The organism is Streptomyces sp. CB09001 (genome assembly GCF_003369795.1).
Lineage (GTDB): Bacteria > Actinomycetota > Actinomycetes > Streptomycetales > Streptomycetaceae > Streptomyces.
Genome location: NZ_CP026730.1, coordinates 7,607,312 through 7,624,224, shown reverse-complemented (window position 1 = coordinate 7,624,224; position 16,913 = coordinate 7,607,312). Strand labels below are relative to the sequence as shown.

17 protein-coding genes and 2 pseudogenes are annotated in these 16,913 nt (G+C 69.3%); 12 read left to right on the top strand and 7 right to left on the bottom strand.

Features of this window, described 5'->3' with window-relative positions; all coding sequences use genetic code 11:
* Window positions 1-3 precede the first annotated feature (3 nt).
* The 7 genes from C4J65_RS35165 (at window position 4) to C4J65_RS35135 (ending at window position 6,670) form a co-directional block, all read left to right on the top strand.
* Window positions 4-426 carry a cupin domain-containing protein gene (locus tag C4J65_RS35165; RefSeq protein WP_115746101.1) on the top strand — a complete coding sequence of 141 codons (423 nt, stop codon included), beginning with the start codon at window positions 4-6 and terminating at the stop codon, window positions 424-426.
* Window positions 427-486: 60 nt separating this feature from the next.
* Window positions 487-2,037: an aldehyde dehydrogenase family protein gene (locus C4J65_RS35160; RefSeq protein WP_240330592.1), complete on the top strand. Its 1,551-nt coding sequence runs from the start codon at window positions 487-489 to the stop codon at window positions 2,035-2,037.
* Window positions 2,038-2,072: 35 nt separating this feature from the next.
* Entirely contained in the window at window positions 2,073-2,474 is a 402-nt protein-coding gene (locus tag C4J65_RS35155) for a RidA family protein (protein ID WP_115746099.1), read from the top strand.
* Between the two features lie 112 nt (window positions 2,475-2,586).
* On the top strand, window positions 2,587-3,966 hold the full coding sequence (locus C4J65_RS35150; RefSeq protein ID WP_240330591.1) for a cytosine permease: 1,380 nt from the start codon (window positions 2,587-2,589) through the stop codon (window positions 3,964-3,966).
* Between the two features lie 104 nt (window positions 3,967-4,070).
* A complete protein-coding gene (locus C4J65_RS35145) occupies window positions 4,071-4,646 on the top strand; it encodes a flavin reductase family protein (protein ID WP_115746097.1) in 576 nt (191 codons plus the stop codon).
* Window positions 4,643-5,836, top strand: coding sequence for an acyl-CoA dehydrogenase family protein (locus C4J65_RS35140; RefSeq protein WP_115746096.1), 1,194 nt, complete (start codon window positions 4,643-4,645; stop codon window positions 5,834-5,836). Before C4J65_RS35145 ends, C4J65_RS35140 begins: the two co-directional genes overlap by 4 nt.
* A gap of 15 nt (window positions 5,837-5,851) precedes the next feature.
* The gene (locus C4J65_RS35135) at window positions 5,852-6,670 is read left to right on the top strand and encodes a fumarylacetoacetate hydrolase family protein (protein ID WP_115746095.1); all 819 of its coding nucleotides are present in this window, start codon (window positions 5,852-5,854) and stop codon (window positions 6,668-6,670) included.
* A gap of 254 nt (window positions 6,671-6,924) precedes the next feature.
* Here C4J65_RS35135 and C4J65_RS35130 read toward each other — a convergent pair whose 3' ends face one another.
* Together C4J65_RS35130 and C4J65_RS37270 are read right to left on the bottom strand one after the other, a co-directional pair.
* Window positions 6,925-8,121 (bottom strand): serine hydrolase domain-containing protein, encoded by a 1,197-nt coding sequence (locus tag C4J65_RS35130; RefSeq protein WP_115746094.1) that lies wholly within the window; start codon window positions 8,119-8,121, stop codon window positions 6,925-6,927.
* Between the two features lie 257 nt (window positions 8,122-8,378).
* The gene (locus C4J65_RS37270; protein WP_115746093.1) at window positions 8,379-8,627 is read right to left on the bottom strand and encodes a hypothetical protein; all 249 of its coding nucleotides are present in this window, start codon (window positions 8,625-8,627) and stop codon (window positions 8,379-8,381) included.
* Window positions 8,628-9,004: 377 nt separating this feature from the next.
* Between C4J65_RS37270 and C4J65_RS35120 the strand changes: the two genes are divergently transcribed.
* From C4J65_RS35120 to C4J65_RS36960, 4 genes and pseudogenes are all read left to right on the top strand, one after another.
* Entirely contained in the window at window positions 9,005-9,913 is a 909-nt protein-coding gene (locus C4J65_RS35120) for a hypothetical protein (RefSeq protein ID WP_162833502.1), read from the top strand.
* A 374-nt stretch (window positions 9,914-10,287) separates the two neighbouring features.
* Entirely contained in the window at window positions 10,288-10,959 is a 672-nt protein-coding gene (locus C4J65_RS35115) for a molybdopterin-dependent oxidoreductase (protein ID WP_240330670.1), read from the top strand.
* Window positions 10,943-11,701, top strand: a complete 759-nt coding sequence (locus tag C4J65_RS35110) for a cytochrome b/b6 domain-containing protein (protein ID WP_115746090.1) — start codon at window positions 10,943-10,945, stop codon at window positions 11,699-11,701. The genes C4J65_RS35115 and C4J65_RS35110 overlap by 17 nt, the downstream gene beginning before the upstream one ends.
* A gap of 27 nt (window positions 11,702-11,728) precedes the next feature.
* Window positions 11,729-11,923: pseudogene (locus tag C4J65_RS36960) on the top strand (helix-turn-helix domain-containing protein); the annotation flags it as partial.
* 126 nt (window positions 11,924-12,049) lie between these two features.
* Here C4J65_RS36960 and C4J65_RS35100 read toward each other — a convergent pair.
* A complete protein-coding gene (locus C4J65_RS35100) occupies window positions 12,050-13,213 on the bottom strand; it encodes an epoxide hydrolase family protein (RefSeq protein WP_115746089.1) in 1,164 nt (387 codons plus the stop codon).
* 102 nt (window positions 13,214-13,315) lie between these two features.
* On the opposite strand from C4J65_RS35100, the gene C4J65_RS35095 reads away from it, so the two are divergent.
* Window positions 13,316-13,915 carry a TetR/AcrR family transcriptional regulator gene (locus C4J65_RS35095; protein WP_115746088.1) on the top strand — a complete coding sequence of 200 codons (600 nt, stop codon included), beginning with the start codon at window positions 13,316-13,318 and terminating at the stop codon, window positions 13,913-13,915.
* Window positions 13,916-14,030: 115 nt separating this feature from the next.
* Here the strand turns inward: C4J65_RS35095 and C4J65_RS35090 are convergent.
* The 4 genes and pseudogenes from C4J65_RS35090 to C4J65_RS35075 form a co-directional block, all read right to left on the bottom strand.
* Window positions 14,031-14,678 (bottom strand): annotated as a pseudogene (locus C4J65_RS35090) (ISNCY family transposase); the annotation flags it as partial.
* 48 nt (window positions 14,679-14,726) lie between these two features.
* Window positions 14,727-15,368, bottom strand: coding sequence for an NAD(P)-binding domain-containing protein (locus C4J65_RS35085; protein ID WP_115746087.1), 642 nt, complete (start codon window positions 15,366-15,368; stop codon window positions 14,727-14,729).
* A 94-nt stretch (window positions 15,369-15,462) separates the two neighbouring features.
* Window positions 15,463-15,966, bottom strand: a complete 504-nt coding sequence (locus C4J65_RS35080) for a YceI family protein (protein WP_115746086.1) — start codon at window positions 15,964-15,966, stop codon at window positions 15,463-15,465.
* A gap of 227 nt (window positions 15,967-16,193) precedes the next feature.
* On the bottom strand, window positions 16,194-16,826 hold the full coding sequence (locus tag C4J65_RS35075; protein WP_115746085.1) for an NAD(P)H-dependent oxidoreductase: 633 nt from the start codon (window positions 16,824-16,826) through the stop codon (window positions 16,194-16,196).
* Window positions 16,827-16,913: the final 87 nt, after the last annotated feature.

Sequence of the window (16,913 nt, the reverse complement as noted above, 5' to 3'; positions counted from 1 at the left end):
GAAGTGGACATCAACGCCGAGACCATGAAGTCCCTGGAGGTCCTGATCCACGCGGCGGACCTCGACGAGGACAACTGGATCGACTACCCCGACCACGGCTTCCGCCAGTACTTCCTCTTCAAGAACGCCGAGACCGGAGCCAGCATCGCCCTGCTCGACTACGACAAGGGCGGCACCATCCCCACCAGGCACACGCACGCCTCGAACCAGTTCATGTACTGCCTCGAAGGCGACTACGAGTACACCGACTCGGGCCTCAGGCTGCGCCCCGGCTCCTTCTACATGAACCCCAAGGACCACCCGCACGGCCCGACCCTGGCGCACGAGCGCAGCAGGCTGATCGAGATCTACGACGGCCCGCACTACTACGAGAAGCCCGAGTACCACACCGACGAGACGATCGGCGACTTCCTTGCCCGGGACTGAACCGCCGCCCCGTACCCGACTCCCCTTCGAATTCGAAACCGCGACGTTGATGAGGCGATGATGAGCGAGACGAACAGCACCGTGTTCGACACCGGGAAGGTGCTGGCCGAGTTCGGCCTGGACCACCTGCACTCCGGGACCTACGCCGACTCGCTCGGCTGGGGGCCCGTCGAGGACCGGCCGGTCATCGAGGCGCAGTGCCCCGCCGACGGCGGGACCGTCGGCCGGGTCGCGGCCTCGGACGCGCGGGACTACGAGGCCCTGGTGAGTGCCGCGGTCGAGACCCAGCAGAAGTGGCGCATGGTGCCGCCGCCCCGGCGCGGTGAATTCGTGCGCCGCATCGGGCAGTTGATCGAGCAGCACCTCGACAGCCTCACCGCGATCGTGTCGCTCGACACCGGCAAGTCGACGATGGAGGCCAAGGGCGAACTGCGCGAGGCCGTCGACATGTCCACCCTGGCGGCCGGCCAGGCGCGGATGCTGTACGGCTTCACCCAGCAGTCCCAGCGTGCGGAGCACCGCATGTACGACCAGTGGCTGCCGCTCGGCGTCGTCGGCCTGATCAGCGCGTACAACTTCCCGGCCGCCGTCTGGGCGCAGAACGGCTTCCTGTCCGCGATCGCCGGCAACACGGTGATCTGGAAGCCGAGCCCGAAGGTGCCGCTGACCGCGATCGCCGTGCAGAAGCTGGTCAACCGGGCGGCGGCGGAGCTGGGCTGCGAGGGTGTCTTCTCGCTCTTCCTCCCCGAGGACGACGCCGTCGCCGAGCGGCTCGTCGCGGACACACGTGTCGCGATGATCTCGTTCACCGGCTCCACCGGCGTGGGCCGCAAGATCGCCGACACGGTCGGATCGACCCTCGGCCGCAGGTACCAGCTGGAGTGCTCGGGCAACAACGGCTGCATCGTCGACGAGACCGCCGACCTGGAACTCGCCGCCAAGGCCCTCACCTTCGGCGTGGTCGGCACGACCGGGCAGCGTTGCACCAGCACCCGCCGCGTGATCGCCCACGAGAGCATCGCCGACGAGCTGGTCGAGCTGATGAGGAAGGCCTTCGACCAGATCACCATCGGCGACCCGCGCGAGCGGGACACCGTCGTCGGCCCCCTGATCGACCGGCACGCGGTGCGGGACTACCAGGACGTCCTCGCCGGCGCCGAGCGCGAGGGCGCCACGGTGGCGTACGGCGGCAAGGTGATCGACCGCCCCGGCCTGTACGTCGAGCCGGCCATCGTCACCGGGGTGCGTCCGCACTTCGCCATCGCCCGTTCGGAGACCTTCGCGCCGATCGTCTCGGTCCTCACCTACCGGGACCTCGACGAGGCCATCGAGATCCACAACGGGGTGGCCCAGGGCCTGGCCTCGGGCATGCACAGCACCAACCTCACCCACATCGAGACGTTCCTGTCCGCCCGGGGCAGTGACTGCGGGATCGTCCGCATCAACATGGGCACCACCGGCGCCGACGTCGGTTCCGCCTTCGGCGGCGAGAAGGAGACCGGCGGCGGCCGGACGGCCGGCTCCGACGCCTGGAAGGGCTTCATGCGGCGCCAGAGCGTCTGCGTGAACTGGGGCGGCACCTCCGCCTGGGACAACCGGATCGATCTGTGAGAGCCACCACCGCGAGAACCCCGAGGACCACCACCATGAAGAAGGAACGTTTCTGCTCCGACGCCGTGCGCGAGCCCGCGGACGGCATGTGGTCGAACTGCCTGCGGGTGGACGACCTGATCATGATCTCCGGAATGACGGCACGCGGCCGCGACGGGGAGACCCTGTTGGGCGACACCGCCTACGCCCAGGCCAGGACCGTCTTCCAGAAGATCAAGGATCTGGTCGAGGCGGCCGGAGCGGCCATGGACGACATCGTCAAGATGACGATCTTCGTCACCGACATGAAGGACAACGCCGAAGTCTGGAAGGCCCGCCGGGAGTTCTTCACCGGCGACTTCCCGGCCTGCTCCCTGGTCGAGGTCTCGGCACTCGCCAAGCCCGGGATTTTCCTGGAGATCGAAGCCGTCGCCGTCGCGGGCTGCAGCGCGGACTGACCACGCGTGGTCACATTCTCGGAGGGGTAGAACTGTGTCGTCACACACCGGAATTCCCAGATCCACCGAGTCGGCCCTGGCTGCCGCGGCGGAGGATCACGCTCTGGTCAGCGTGCCCGCGGCCGACCGGAAGAGCGGCTACCAACTCGCTCTCAGCCCGGTCAGCGTCGCGACCGCGCTCGTCGTGTTCGCCATCGCCGGCTTCACCGTCGTTCTGGCCGGCTTCGCCGTCGGCCTCACCGTCGGCGTACTCGTCGCCGCCTTCGCGGTCTTCCTCGGCAGGTCCCTCGGCAGGATGGCGTTCGAGACCGGCATGTCCTCCACCGTCACCTCCCGGTTCTTCGGGTTCGGCTTCATGGGGTCGGCGCTCGGGTCGGTCGTCTTCGCGTTCATGATCCTCGGCTTCCTCGCCGTGGAGGCCGCCCTGCTCTACCAGGGCACCCTGCTCATGCTCGACCTGCCCGACTCCTGGCCGACTCGTATCCTCGTCTACGGCCTGATGACGCTGGCGTGGATCACGCTCGCCGTCTTCGGCCTGAAGTTCGCCCTGCGCGCGTCCGGTGTGCTGACGGCCGTCACCCTGCTCGTCACGGTCTACATGATCGTGCACATCTACGTGATCCAGGGCGCCGACCCGACGGAGGTGTTCGGCTACGGAGGTGTGGTGCCCGGCGGTGTATGGCCGCGCTTCGAGGCCGCCGTGGGGGTCATGGGCGCGACCGCCGGCACGATCGCACTGGTCACGACGGACTTCGCCCGCTACTGCCGCACGCGCCGCGACGTCACGATCCTCGCAGCCGCCGGCCCCCTCACGCAGAACGTCCTGATGACTGTCCTCGGATCGCTCGTCGTGATCGGGGGCATGCCCGAGGTCGTCGACTACCTGATGGCCCACAACACGGACCTGGGGCCCGAGGCCGCCGCCGCGGCGGGCAGCACCTACGTCATGCAGAACACGGGTGCCTTCTTCGTCATCTTCGCGGGCTGGGCCGGCTTCATCACCATCTACGCCGCCCAGGCCAAGGCACAGGCCATCAACGCCTACTCCGGCTCGCTCTCCCTGGTGAACCTCGTCGACTCGCTCACCGGCCGCAAACCGGGCCGCGCGGTCATGGTGGTGGCCGGCAACATCGTCGCCCTGGTGATGATCGCCGCCGGAATCCTGGAGAAGTTCACCGACTACCTGGCCTACCTCGGGTCCATGACACTCGGCATCTGCGGCGTGATGATCGCCGACTACTACCTCGTACGACGTGCCCGTTACGACCGGAGCACACACCGGGTGGAGAGGTGGAACTGGGCCGGAGTGATCACCCTGGTGCTGTCCGCCGCCGTCGGCATCGCCCTGATGGCCACCGACGTGTTCTCCCTCGGGTTCCTGGTCTCCTTCGCGCTGACGCTCGTCGTCTACCCGGTGCTGCGGCACATGCTGCCCGAGGGCACCGGCACCTCCTTCGTCTCCGACCAGGAGGCCGCGGAGGAAGCCGTCTGAAACCCCGGCGGGTGCGAGGGGACGCCCGCACCCGCCGGTCCACCAAAGCCCGTCACTTCCGCCGGCCCCGCACCGGGCCGGACCCACGAGTCAAGGAGGTCGAGATGACCGACATCATGTGGGACTCCGAGATCTACGAGAAAGCGGCCGACGCCGGCACCCCCGGGTCGGGCCCCGCGGCCCCGTCGCTCGCCGATCCCCGTCAACTGCGCAACGCCCTGGGCAACTTCGCCACCGGCGTCGTCGTCCTCACCTACGAGTCCGGCGGCGAGTACTACGGCATCACGGTGAACTCCTTCACCTCCGTCTCGCTCGACCCGCCCCTGGTGCTGGTCTCCATGCAGCGGACCTCGCGGTCGCTCACATACCTGCTGGAACGCCCCTTCGCGGTCAACGTCCTGGGGAACGACCAGCTCGACACCGCCCTGCACTTCGCGGGCAAGCCGCGGTCGCGCCCCGTCACATGGGTCGAGGACGGGGCCGCACCGAGGATCGGGGGCTCGCCCGCGTACTTCCAGTGCACGCCGTGGGCCGGGTACGACGGCGGCGACCACGTCCTGGTCCTGGGCCGGGTCGTGTCCCACGGCCAGCGGGACGACTCCAGCCCGCTCCTCTTCTACCGGGGCCAGTGGAGCGCGCTGGCCCAGGAATCCGACGCCCCCGAGGGGAGGCGGCCGTGACGGTGCGCGCGCAACAGGACGGTGCCGTCGGCGAGTTGCTGACGGTCCTCGACGACATCTACCCGCTGCTCCAGCGCGAGGCCGCGGACAGCGAACGCCTGCGGCGTCCGACACCGGCCGTGCAAGAGGCGCTGCGCGCGAGCGGGGTCTTCGGTCTGATGGCGCCGGCCGCACTCGGCGGCATGGAGGCGACCCCGCTGCAGATCATGCGGGTCATGGAGAAGCTGTCCCACGCCGACGCCTCGCTCGGCTGGCTCGTGCGCGCCGTGGCGAGCGAGACGGCGACCGCCGCCACCTACCTGGGCGACGAGGCCGTGGCCGCCCTCTTCGCCGAGGGCACGTTCCCCCTGGTGGCGGGCCGGTCCACCGCTTTCACCGGCCGTGCGGTGCGCGTCGGGAGCGGCTACCGGGTGAACGGCACCTGGCAGTTCGCCCCCGGGGTGTCCATGGCCACCCACCTCAACCTCGCGGTGACGGTCGAGGGAACGGGACAGCGGCTGGTCTGCCTGGTGCCCCGCCCGGCCCTGCGCATCAGTGACAACTGGGACATGCTCGGACTGCGCGCGACCTCCAGCCTCGACTACCGGGCCGAGGAGCTGCTGGTCGACGACAAGTACGTCTTCGCCGTGGGCCCGCGTTCTCCGCGCGGCCGCGCCGCGAACGGGCCGAGCCCCGCCCTGATGGCCGGGCTGCACCAGGCGGCCTGGTCCCAGGGCGTCGGCCGGCGCATGCTCGACGAGCTGCGCGAGCTGACCCGCCGCAAGGACCCCGCAGAGGGGTCCCCCGTCACCAGCGACGAGTTCTTCGCCGAGTTCGCCCGCCACTACTCGCACGTGCGGGGCACCCAGGCCCTGCTGCGGGACACCTGGCGCGACAACGAGGCCGCGCTCGCGGACGGCGCGCAGCTGAACGACGAGCAGGAGACCATGTCGCGCCTCGCCTGCAGCCTCGCCACCCGGACCGCGCTGGAGATCAGCCAGCTCGTGCACCGCTTCGCGGGCGCGCAGGTCATGCGGGACGGCGTCCTGCAGCGCTTCTTCCGCGACAGCCACGCCGGAAGCCAGCACCGGGGCTCCTCGCACATCGTGACGCAGAAGTGCGGCCGCATGCTGTCGGGCACCCTGCCCACCGGTTCGCACTGGGGATTCTTCGACCTCGTCGTCCCCGAGACCACCGCCGCCGGCGCCTGAGAGAAGGGGACACGGATGAGACTGGCAACGATCCGCACGCGCACGGGAACGAGCGCCGCCCGACTCGACGGTGAGGTGCTCACGGAGATACCCGGTCACGCCGACGTCGGCTCCCTGCTGGCCGACGAGGACTGGCGGCAGATCGCACGGACGGCCACCGGTCCCCAACACCGCCGGGACGAGGCCGAACTGCACACACTGGTTCCGCACCCCTCCCACGTGCTGTGCGCGGGACTCAACTACAAGGAACACATCAAGGAGATGGGCCGCGATCTGCCGGCCCACCCCACGCTCTTCGCGAAGTTCGCCGACACCCTGACCGGCCCCGCCGATCCGGTGGCGACCGTGCCGGAGGACCCGGAGATGGACTGGGAGGGAGAGCTGGCCGTCGTCGTGGGGCGCACCGCCTACCGGGTGCGGGAGGAGGAGGCGGGCCGGTACATCGCCGGGTTCACGGTGGCCAACGACATCTCGATGCGCGGATGGCAGAACCGCACCACCGAGTGGCTTCAGGGCAAGATCTGGACCCGTACCACCCCCGTGGGCCCCGTCCTGGTCACCCGCGACGAATTCGACCCGTCGAGCGCGACACTGCGCACCACGGTCAACGGCGTCCCGGTCCAGGAACACCCGGTCGCAGACCTCCTGTTCACCCCGGAGCACCTGGTCGCGTACGTGTCGACCATGATCCCACTCCAACCCGGCGACCTGATTCTCACCGGCACCCCCGGCGGAGTGGGCCGAGCCCGGACCCCGAGCTGGTACCTGAGGACGGGAGACCGGGTCGAGGTGACCGTCGACGGCATCGGCACGCTCTCCACACCGATCACCTGACCCGTCGGGCCGAGGACGGGTGCCTGCTGGCGGTGCCCGTGTCAGGCCTGCGTTTCCCGAAGCCAGGTCCCCTCCGCGCGGCCGGTGGCACGGGCGATCGTGGCTGTCGGTGGTGTCCAGGCCGTCGGCGTCCCGCTGTCTGCGCAGCAGCTCGCGGCGGCCGGCGTCGGTCAGGGAGTTCCATGAGTACGAGCCACTCCCCCGTCGCGATCACCGGCGGCGGTCTCGGCAGCGGGGTCGGTCCGGCAGCCGGGTCAGCGGGTGCAGAGCGCGGTGTCGAGGGCGGCCTCGATGTGCTCGGCGGCGGGCAGGGCCGTGGGCAACGCGGTGACGGCGATGGTGGCCGCCCGGCCGTCCTCGGTCACGGCGTTGCGGGTGGTGTAGCCGGGGGCGTTGCCGCCGTGGGTCCAGGCGTAGCCGCCGCAGCTGAGCTTGAAGGTGGCCAGGCCGAGGCCGTAGTGGCCGTCGCCGACGGTGTCGAGGTCGGGGGCGTCGACGGTGGTCTTCATCTCCTTGAGCTGTTCCGGTTCGAGGAGCTTGCCGTCGAGGAGCGCGGTGAGGAACCGGTTCAGGTCGCTGGGGGTGCCGATGAGCCCTCCCGCGGCCCAGCCGGCGGAGGGGTCCTGCTCGGTGACGTCGGTGTAGGGGGTGTTGGGCGCGGTGGCGAAGTACCCATGAGGGTGGCGGCCCTTGATGGTCTGGTCGCCGACGCCGGGCCAGTAGGTGTGGCGCAGGCCCAGCGGCTCGATGACGCGGTTGGTGATCTCCTCACCGATGGGGCGGCCGGTGACCTTCTGCACGAGGAGGCCGGCCAGGACGTAGTTGGTGTTGCTGTAGCTCCAGCCGGTGCCGGGGGCGAACAGCGCCTTCTTGCCGAGCCCGAACTCGACGAGCTCGCGGGGCTCGAAGTAGCGGTGCTGCTGCTTGGTCAGGTAGTCCTGCACGACCTCCTCGTCGTAGTCGGCCAGTCCGCTGGTGTGCTGGAGCAGCTGGCGCACGGTGATGTCGTGGCCGTCGATGCCGTCGCCGCGCACCAGACCCGGCAGGTACGTCTCGATCGGCACGTCGAGGTCGATCCTGCCCTCACCGACCAGTTGCAGGACCACGGTCGCGGTGAACATCTTGGTGTTGCTGGCGATGCGCACCTGGCCGTCGGTGGGCACCTTGGACCTGGTCTTCAGGTTGCCCACTCCCGCCGTGTAATTGCGGGCGCGGCCGTCCGGATCGCTGAGGGAGGCGAGCGCGCCCGGGAAGCCGTCCTTCTTCACCAGTGACGTGAGGCTCTTGCGGACGGCAGCGTCGGTCCGGCTCTTGAAGGCGTCCTGGCTGTGCTCGGCCGGGGTGGCGGTCGTGTGGCTCGTCAACGCGTCGGCCGCGGGCACGGACAGGGCGAGGGCCGCGGCGACCCCGCTCAGGGCGGTCAGGGTACGACGTCGGCTGGGCTTGGACATGGAGATCTCCTTGCGGAACACGGAACACGGAACGCGGAACGCGGAAGCGGGAGGGCAGGATGGGCGGGATGGGCGAAATCGGGGTCAGCACGTGCACAGGGCGGTGTCCAGGGCCTTGTTGACGGCTTCCGCGCCCTCCAGGGTGGAAGGCGTCGCCGTCACGGCGACGGTGGCCGCCCGGCCGCGGTCCGTGACGCCGTTGCGGTTCTCGTAGCCGTCGAAGTCGCCGCCGTGGCCCCAGGCGACACCGCCGCAGCTCAGCGGTATCTCGACGATGCCGAGGCCGTAGCGCGCCAGCCGTCGTGCAGGCCCTTGGTCTCGACCGTGGTCCGCATCTCCCTGAGCTGGGCGGGCTTGAGGAGCCTGCCGTCCATCAGCGCGGTCAGGAGGCGGTTGACGTCGCTGGGGCGGGCGACGAGCTGCCCGGCCGCGCCGCCCGCGAGGGCGGAGACCGCGAGGGCCGAACGCCGGCGCAGGCGGGACTTCGAGGCACGATGCTGGGACACGGGGGAATCTCTCTGCTGGACGCTCCTGCTGACACGGATCAGCCTCCTCCGGGGTCCGCCGCATCTCGATCCCGTGCGCTGCCGAGCCTCGGTAGCGCAGGCACTACCGCGCCAGGTGGGGCCTCCCGGGGGATCCGGCCGGTAGCGGTGCCGGTTCGGGGAGAACGCAAGGCATGTTCGGGTGACGCGGAGGAGCGACACCTCGGGATTGATCCACTTCTCCGTCAACACAACGTGGCACGGCGGCGTACCCCTCATGACAACGGTTGCAGAGCCGACAGAGCACGCGAACCGGTCCTCGTGGAGACTCCGGCGCTACAAACGCCCGGACACCGGTCATGCGCGGCGGGGACATTCAGATCAAGGAGACAGCCCAGGTGAAACGCCTCAGGACCACGCGCCGGACGATGATCGCCACCACCGCGCTCGCCGCGCTCGCCCTGTCCGGTGCGGCGGTGACCACGGCCGGCGCGGACGCGCCGGAGAAGCCGGAGAAGCCGGAGAAGCCGGAGAAGCCAGAGAAGAAGTCGTCGTCGAAGGGGTTCGCCTCCACCGTGGTGGACTTCGGCGCCAACACCAGCGAGGTCGAGGTCGAGAACCCCGAGGAGCCCGAGGACCGGGACCCCACCGTCGACGCCACCAACAACACCCTCGCGGTGAGCCCCAACGAGAGGCTCGCCGTAGCGACGAACTCCCACTCCGACCACCTCGTCGTCATCGACGTGCACAGCGGCCGGAAGATCGCCGAGAGCAAGGGGTACGTCAGCCCGCGCAACATCCTGTTCGCCCCGGACAGCAAGAGCTTCACCGTGTCCGACAGCGCGCGCGGTGTCGTGGACCGCATCTCCGTGTTCGGCTTCCGTGTCACCCGGCGTTTGCCGCTCGGGGCCGGTGTGTTCGGCACCGCGCAGACCAGGGACGGCAAGTGGCTGTACGCCAACAACGCGGCGGCCGACACCGTCACGGTCGTCGACCTCGGGAGCAAGGACCGCACGATGCGGCAGATCGGCGGGTTCCACGGTCTGCGCGCGGTGTCGGTCAACCGCGCCGGCGACCGCCTGTACGCGGCCAACACCGAGACCGCCGATATCTCCGTCGTCGACACCGCGTCCGGCACGACGATCACTACGGTCCCCGTGGGTGAGAAGCCCTACGGCGCCGCGCTCTCCCCCGCCAGGCGATCGGCTTCAGCGCCGACTCAAAGACGGCGTGGGTGCTGCGACGACCTCACCGTCGCCGAGGTCGATGTGGAGCACCTCAGGGTGACCGACGTCCTGGGTGACTGACAGTCCCGGACGCCTCGGCCACTCAGAGCGGTCCGGCGGCCGTACCGGCGGACCGCTCCTGCGGTTCAACTCCTCTTCCCAGGGCACGTTCCAGCCCGTCCCGGACAGCGTCGTCGTCCCGCACGCGGCGGTCCGGGCTGTCCCGGCACCGTGGAGCGGCTGGGGACTGATCTCGACGCCGACCATGACCGGGATCTCCCCGGTTCGCCACCTCCGGTGAGCTCGGCGCCGCGCCGGCACGCCCGCCGAGGTCCCTTCAACACCGTGCCGCACACGTGCGTATACCAGGCATGAACGACTATCCTTCCAACGTGCCGTCCCCACTCCCGGACCCCGAGGCCGACCACGGTGACACCCCGGTGGGCCGGCGCGTCATGCTGGGCATGCTCGGGCTGGGCGCCCTCGGCGTCGTGGCCGGGGGTCCGATCCAGGACGTGGTCGCCAAGGGCATCGACACCGTGGCGCAGAAGGATCCGACGGGCCTGGCGAACCTGTTGCCGGGGAACCGTTTCCGGTACTACACGGTCACTTCCGACACCCCCGAGATGGACGAGACGACCTACCGTCTCCAGATCGGCGGCCTGGTGGACAAGGAGACAACCTTCCGACTGTCCGACCTGGCCGCGCTGCCCCAGACCCGGCTGGTGCGGGACGTGCAGTGCGTGACCGGCTGGCGGGTGCCGAAGACGCCGTTCGCCGGAGTGCGCCTGTCCACCCTCCTGGACGCCGTGGGCGTGTCGCCCAGGGCCAAGGCCATCCGGTTCACCTGCTTCGACGGCGCCTACACCGAGAGCCTCACCCTCGAACAGGCCCGGCATCCCGAAGTGCTGGTGGCCACCAGCATGGAGGACGAGCCGGTCACCCACGCCCACGGCGGCCCGGTCCGGCTCTACGTGGCCCCGATGTACTTCTACAAGTCCGCCAAGTGGCTGTCCGGCATCGACGCCACCGACAAGGTGATCCCCGGCTACTGGGAACGCCGTGGCTACGACGTGGACGCATGGGTGGGACGCTCGAACGGACGTGACGATGCCCCCACGGCCTGACTCCGCCGAAGGTTCGCCCCCGTCACGGGCCGGCCGGCTGCTGCGCTTCACCGCCTCGGCACGCTGGGCCCATCACGCCACCGCGCTCCTGGCGGGGGTGTGCGTCTTCACGGCCGCGTGCCTGTACATTTCGCCGCTCTCCCAGCTCGTCGGCCGCCGGCCGCTGGTGACCGTGGTGCACGAGTGGTCCGGAATCGCGCTTCCCGTACCGGTGCTGGTGGGCATGGTGTCCCGAGCACTGCGCTCGGACCTGCGGCGGCTCGGCCGTTTCGCGCCCCACGACCGACGCTGGCTGCGGGCAGCGGTCCGTCGCACCGGCACGACGAACATCCCTTCCGGCAAGTTCAACGCCGGCCAGAAGCTCTACGCCTCCTGGACGGCGGGCGCGGGACTGGTCATGGTGGGGACGGGGCTGCTGCTCTGGTTCCCCGAACTGGCCTCCCTGTCCGTCCGCATGGGCGCGACCTTCGTGCACGACTGGCTCGCGCTGACGATCGCGGTGGTGCTGGCCGGTCACGTCTGGAAGGCGGCCGGTGACCCCGGGGCCCGGGAGGGCATGTGGCGGGGGACGGTCTCGCGGACCTGGGCCGACCGGGAACACCGCTTGTGGCGGCAGGAGATGGACGGCCGCACCGATGAAGATCCGCTGACGGACACACGCACGGATCCGCGCACGGACGCCGCCGGGGAGAAGGGCGGCTCCGGGGCGGACGACAGGGGCCGACGGTCCTCACCGGCGTGACTACGCCGGCCGGTCCGGCCGTGCGTGATGATGCTGCTGGCATCGGCCGGCGGGAATCGGGCCCCGGTGATCGCCGAGCCGGTCCAGGCCGACGAGGACACCGTCCGGGACCTGATCCACCGGCTCAACGAGATCGCCCTGGCACGCCTGGCCCCTCGGTGGACGAGAGGCCGTCCCCGCCTGCTCGGTCCTGACGACGAGGACTTCGTCCTCAAGACGGCACCACCCGCCCCACCAGACATCCACGCGTCCAGGACCAACCCGATCGAGGCCCACTCAGAGCGCGCCGGGCTCCTTCAGAAACGGTCTCGAAGTGGCACCGTGCCCTCCAGAGCTCGCGCGTTGGCGTCAGGAACGAAGGGCGCGCAGGCCGGTGCGGATTTCGGTGACCAGGATTTCGGGCTGTTCCAAGGCCGCGAAGTGCCCGCCCTTGTCGGCCTCGCCGTAGTGGATCAGGTTGCTGTAAGTTTCTTCGATCCAGCTACGTGGCACGCGTGGGATGTCCCTCGGGAAGACGGTCACCGCGACCGGAAGCGTCACCTTCGGTCCGGCGAAAGTGAGCGATTTGTTCTCCCAGTAGATGCGGCCGGACGACGCTGCGCTGTTGGTGAACCAGTAGAGGGAAATCGCATCGAGCATGTCGTCGCGGCTGAGAGCATCCTCGGCGAGCCCGTGGTTGTCGGTCTTGGACTGGAACTTCTCGTAGATCCAGGCCGCCTGGCCGGCCGGAGAGTCCGCCAGGGCGAAACCGACAGTCTCCGGCTTCGTGCCCTGAAGGTGGTTCGACCCGCCGAGATCACCGGCGTAGAGGGCGAGGGTCTCCACGGCGTAGCGCTGTTCGGGCGTCAAGGTGTCGGGTATCTGTGCGGGAAAGGCGTACTGGGTGTTCAGATGAATTCCGAGAAGCCCCTCAGGCTGCATGGCCCCCAGGGCGGTGGTGACGACGGCACCCCAATCGCCGCCCTGCGCGGCCCATCTCGTGTAGCCGAGTCGCTTCATCAGCTCCGCCCATGCGCCGGCGATGCGCGATACCGTCCACCCGGTCTCCGTGGGCTTCTGGGAGAACCCGAACCCCGGGAGCGACGGGACGACGACGTCGAATGAATCGGCGGCGTCTCCCCCGAACGAAACCGGATCGGTCAGCGGGCCGATCAGCTTCAGGAACTCGACGATCGAGCCTGGCCATCCGTGCGTGAGTATCAGCGGCATCGCGTTGAGATTCTTGGACCTGACGTGGATGAAGTGGATGTCCAGCCCATCAATCTCGGTCAGGAATTGGGGGAAGCGATTGAGGCCGGACTCGAAGCGTCGCCAGTCGTAGCCGCGCTCCCAGTAGTCGACCAGAGATCTGGCGTTCTCCACGCGAACCCCTTGCGACCAGTCGCCCACCGTCTCCGGATCCGGCCATCGAGTTCTGGCCAGTCGCTGCTTGACGTCGTCGATCTCCGATTCGGGGATCGTGACGGTGAACGGGCGGACGAGGGTCGCGGGGGGTGGCACCGGTGCGGTCATTGCCTTCTCCTCTTCTCATGAGCTTCGAAGCGCGGCGCAACTCTTCACTGCACACGGGTGTACAGCCAAGCTCACTGTACACCCATGTGCAATACTGGTGCAGTGTCCAATCAGTCCGCTCGTGTGCGCTCGATGATCGAGACCCGCCGTCGCATCCTCGACGTTGCCCTCGATGTCCTGGGAGAGAACCCCGACGCCGGAATGGGCGACATCGCCTCCGCTGCCGGCGTGGTCCGTCGCACGGTCTATGACCATTTCCCCTCGCGCCTCGACCTGGTTAAAACACTCACGGAACAGGCTGTCACCGAGGTGACGGCCGTACTCACCGACGTCAACGCCTCCGGCGCGGAAGCGGACGCGACGTGGGTCGAATTCATCGCCCGCGTCTGGCCGGTGGCCCACCGGTACCGAGTGCTGTTGGCGCTGCGCCGTGGCGAGTACGGCGAGGCGATCCACGGTCTGCTCGGGCCAGTCGATGAGCTCCTCGCCGACCTCGTGAAACGGGGCCAGGACAGCGAAGTGTTCGCGCAGCACCTGCCGGCGGGCATTCTGAGCCAGGTTGCCTACGGCGTCGTGTTCGCCCTTGCGGACAGTGACCTGTCGGACGGGACCCTCGGCGCCCAAGCAGCGACGATCACGAGCCTGCTCATGCTGGGAGTTCCCGAGACGCGCGCAGTCGCTCTCGTGGGCGACCAGCCCTGACCCGCAGCAGTCGAGCGGAACCGCGGATCGTCCTACCGGACACGCCATCGTCACCGCACCCGCGCCAGGAATCCGGTGAGAACAGTGTGCGGGCGTCGATGCCGACTCTCCGGTTGTTCCCGCGCTGGACCTGGTGATCGACGATGAAGCCGCGTTCGTCCTCGGCCACAAGTGCGGTGTAGCCGAACTGGGTCGGATGCTGGGGCTTTTCCCTGCGGATCGGTCGAGCGTCGGGGTCGCCCACGAGATCAGCGGGTCGGGGATGGTGCGGATACCCGCCAGCCGCAAGTCGGTCTGCTCCAGGAGTCGGCGGGTGCCGGCCGAGGTCGCGGCCAGCTCGCCCATCAGGTGTGTCAGTGGCCCGAAGGCCGCTTGCCCAGGGGGTGCCGGGCACTGCGCTCCACCGCCGCCGCGGCCCGCCCGCCCGCGCGGGCCATGGCGGCATTGTCACCGGTGAGCCGATCGATCTCGTCCAGTGCCTGGCCGGTACGTCGGCGCAGCATGCGCGAGATCTCCTTCAAGCGGCGCCCCGCCGACCGGCTGCGATCACGGAAGCGGGTGCGGCCGGCTGCCCCGGACGCCTTGATCCGCCCAACCGGTCGGCCCAGTTTGCGTACTCCGTGTTCGAGGAGGTCAGGTCCGTAAGGTGGTCGATGTCGGCGTCGACCACAGTCGTGTCGACGCGCGGCTTGCGACATCGCAGCAGCTTGTCTTCGAACAGCTTGCCGTCTTCGACCGGGTTGCCCAGCAGGGCGGCGTTCACAGCCGCGATCACTGTGAACCGTTTGGCGCATGACAGGCGTGCGTGCCGTCAGCCGCGAACGGTGAGTCCGACAGTGAAGCTGTTGCTGTCGACGGCTTTGCCGAACATGGCGCGCATCAACAGCACGCTCGTTCCTTCGAGCCAACGAGCGCTCGTCACGTCGCCGATGTCGAGCGGGCGCAGCGCGAGGCTCTCGACGAACGACGACACGCGCGCCTTGGCGTCGGCGTCGTCGCCGGCGATGAACACGTCCAGCGGGCGGAGGTCCTCGGGCGTGTAGGCGGCCAGCACGTGGCCGAAGACGGTGTTGAACGCCTTGACGACGTGCGCATCCGCGGGGGCGGCCTTGGCGATCTCCTGCGCGGCGGAACTGTCCTCGGGCGTCACCAGCCCCGTGATGTTCGCATTGAACGGGTTGGTGATGTCGACGATCACCTTGCCCGACAGCGCGTTGCCGAACTGGCGCACGAGCGGTACGGCGTGGGCGTAGGGCACAGCGAGGATGACGATGTCGCCGGCCGGGGCCGCGCCGATCGTCCCCGCCGTGGCGCCGCCGCCGATCTCCCTCGCCAGAGCGTCGGCCTTGGAAGCGTCGCGGCCGATGACCTCGACCGCGTTGCCGCCCGCGAGTGCGCGGCTGCCCAGGACGCGGGCCATGTTCCCCGTCCCGACGATGCTGATGCTGCTCATGATTGGACTCTTTCTTCTCGATCTTTCGGTGTTCTCGCTCGTCCGAGGTATGGCCCACGGTCGAGGCCGAGCCGGCGCCGGGGCCGTGTTCAGTTCACGCGGTGAAGCGCAGGTCGAGATCGATGACAGCCGAGCCCTTCATCATGCCGAGAGGGTTCTTGAGCCCGAACTGCGCCGGATCGATCTCGACGGCGGCGCGCAGCACGACCGCATTGGCACCCTGCGGGCTGAAATTCGCCGGGAAGCTCAGCTTTCGGCTGGTCCCGCGGACGGTGAGTTTGCCCTGGACGTCGGCCGAGTTCAGGCCCGTGGGCGTGATGCGGTCGGCGTCGAAGGTGATCTTCGGGAACGACTCGGCGTCGAGCATGTCCTTGCTGCGCAGGTGGGTGTCGCGCTTGGTGTGCTTCGAGTCGATCGAGGCGACGTCGATGACGAGACCGCCATCGGCGGTACCGGCCGACGCGAGCGTGCCGGTGCCCTGCACCGAGCCGAAGAGGCCGTTGACGGTCGTCAGGCCCCAGAACGTCTTTCGCCGGAAGCGGACCGTGCTGCGTGCCGGGTCGAGTGTGTAGTGGCCGGGCGTGATCTGCGTGGACATCGGGGACTCCGTTCGGTCGGGCGTCACAGTTGGGCGCCGCTCTGCATGACTTGGTGCTTGTTCTCTGGTTCTTGGAGCGCCGCTGGTGTGGGCGCGCGGGTTGAGAGTTCAGTCAGGGTCAGCGTGGAGTGGGGCGTGGGGCGCGCCGTGGTCGTTGAGGCCGCCCTGCCGCTTCTCCTGTCGCGGTGGCCTCGGCAGTGGCCGGGTCGAGACCGCCGGGGTCGGAGTCAGATGGTGGCGATGCCGGTGCCGACCTTGTCGGCTTCCTCGAGAGCCCTGGTACGCAGCTCGGCGGCAAGATCGCGCAGGCTTTCCATGCCGGGGGTGGTGGCCGCGAGGGTGAGCTCACGCTCGATGACGGTCAGATCGGCCTCCCAGACATCGGCGAGGATGCGCCTGAGGTAGGGGGTGGAGTGGTCCCAGCCCTCGCGCGGGGTGCCCGGGCCGTAGCCGCCGCCGCGCACGGTGACCAGCACCGTCGGCTTGCCCTTCAGAACGGGCGTGGTCGGACCTGCGGCGGCGATCACCAGGTCGACCCACGTCTTGAAGTGCTGGGAGACGCCGAAGTTGTAGAACGGCACGGCCAGGACGACGGCATCCGCGGACGCCAGCTCCTCGACGAGATCCTTGGCGTCCGCGAGCGCCTCACGCTGGGCGGGAGTGCGCTCCGATTCGGGGATGAAGCCGGCGACGACGGCACTCGCCCAGGTGTGGGGCGACAGCGGGTCGGTCCCCAGGTGGCGGCGCACCACCTCTTCGCCGGGATGCGCTGCCACCCACTTGGCCTCGACCACGTCGGCGATCTCCGCGCTGGCGGAAGCCGCGGGCAGGATGCTGGCATCGAGTCGGAACAGGGTCATGGTCAACTCCTTGGTCGGTCTTGCCCGCCCTTGGGGCGGCGGGGTTGTGAGGCGGGCTCCGTGGCCCGCACCATCACAAGCGGACTT

Excerpts from the sequence above, each read along its gene's own strand:
- C4J65_RS35145 (WP_115746097.1), top strand. The coding sequence starts at position 4,071 with ATGACCGACATCATGTGGGACTCCGAGATCTACGAGAAAGCGGCCGAC.
- C4J65_RS35080 (WP_115746086.1), bottom strand. The coding sequence starts at position 15,966 with ATGTCCACGCAGATCACGCCCGGCCACTACACACTCGACCCGGCACGC.
- C4J65_RS35130 (WP_115746094.1), bottom strand. The coding sequence starts at position 8,121 with ATGTCCAAGCCCAGCCGACGTCGTACCCTGACCGCCCTGAGCGGGGTC.
- C4J65_RS35075 (WP_115746085.1), bottom strand. The coding sequence starts at position 16,826 with ATGACCCTGTTCCGACTCGATGCCAGCATCCTGCCCGCGGCTTCCGCC.
- C4J65_RS35100 (WP_115746089.1), bottom strand. The coding sequence starts at position 13,213 with ATGACCGCACCGGTGCCACCCCCCGCGACCCTCGTCCGCCCGTTCACC.
- C4J65_RS35115 (WP_240330670.1), top strand. The coding sequence starts at position 10,288 with ATGCTGGGCATGCTCGGGCTGGGCGCCCTCGGCGTCGTGGCCGGGGGT.
- C4J65_RS35155 (WP_115746099.1), top strand. The coding sequence starts at position 2,073 with ATGAAGAAGGAACGTTTCTGCTCCGACGCCGTGCGCGAGCCCGCGGAC.
- C4J65_RS35160 (WP_240330592.1), top strand. The coding sequence starts at position 487 with ATGAGCGAGACGAACAGCACCGTGTTCGACACCGGGAAGGTGCTGGCC.
- C4J65_RS35110 (WP_115746090.1), top strand. The coding sequence starts at position 10,943 with ATGCCCCCACGGCCTGACTCCGCCGAAGGTTCGCCCCCGTCACGGGCC.
- C4J65_RS35085 (WP_115746087.1), bottom strand. The coding sequence starts at position 15,368 with ATGAGCAGCATCAGCATCGTCGGGACGGGGAACATGGCCCGCGTCCTG.
- C4J65_RS35135 (WP_115746095.1), top strand. The coding sequence starts at position 5,852 with ATGAGACTGGCAACGATCCGCACGCGCACGGGAACGAGCGCCGCCCGA.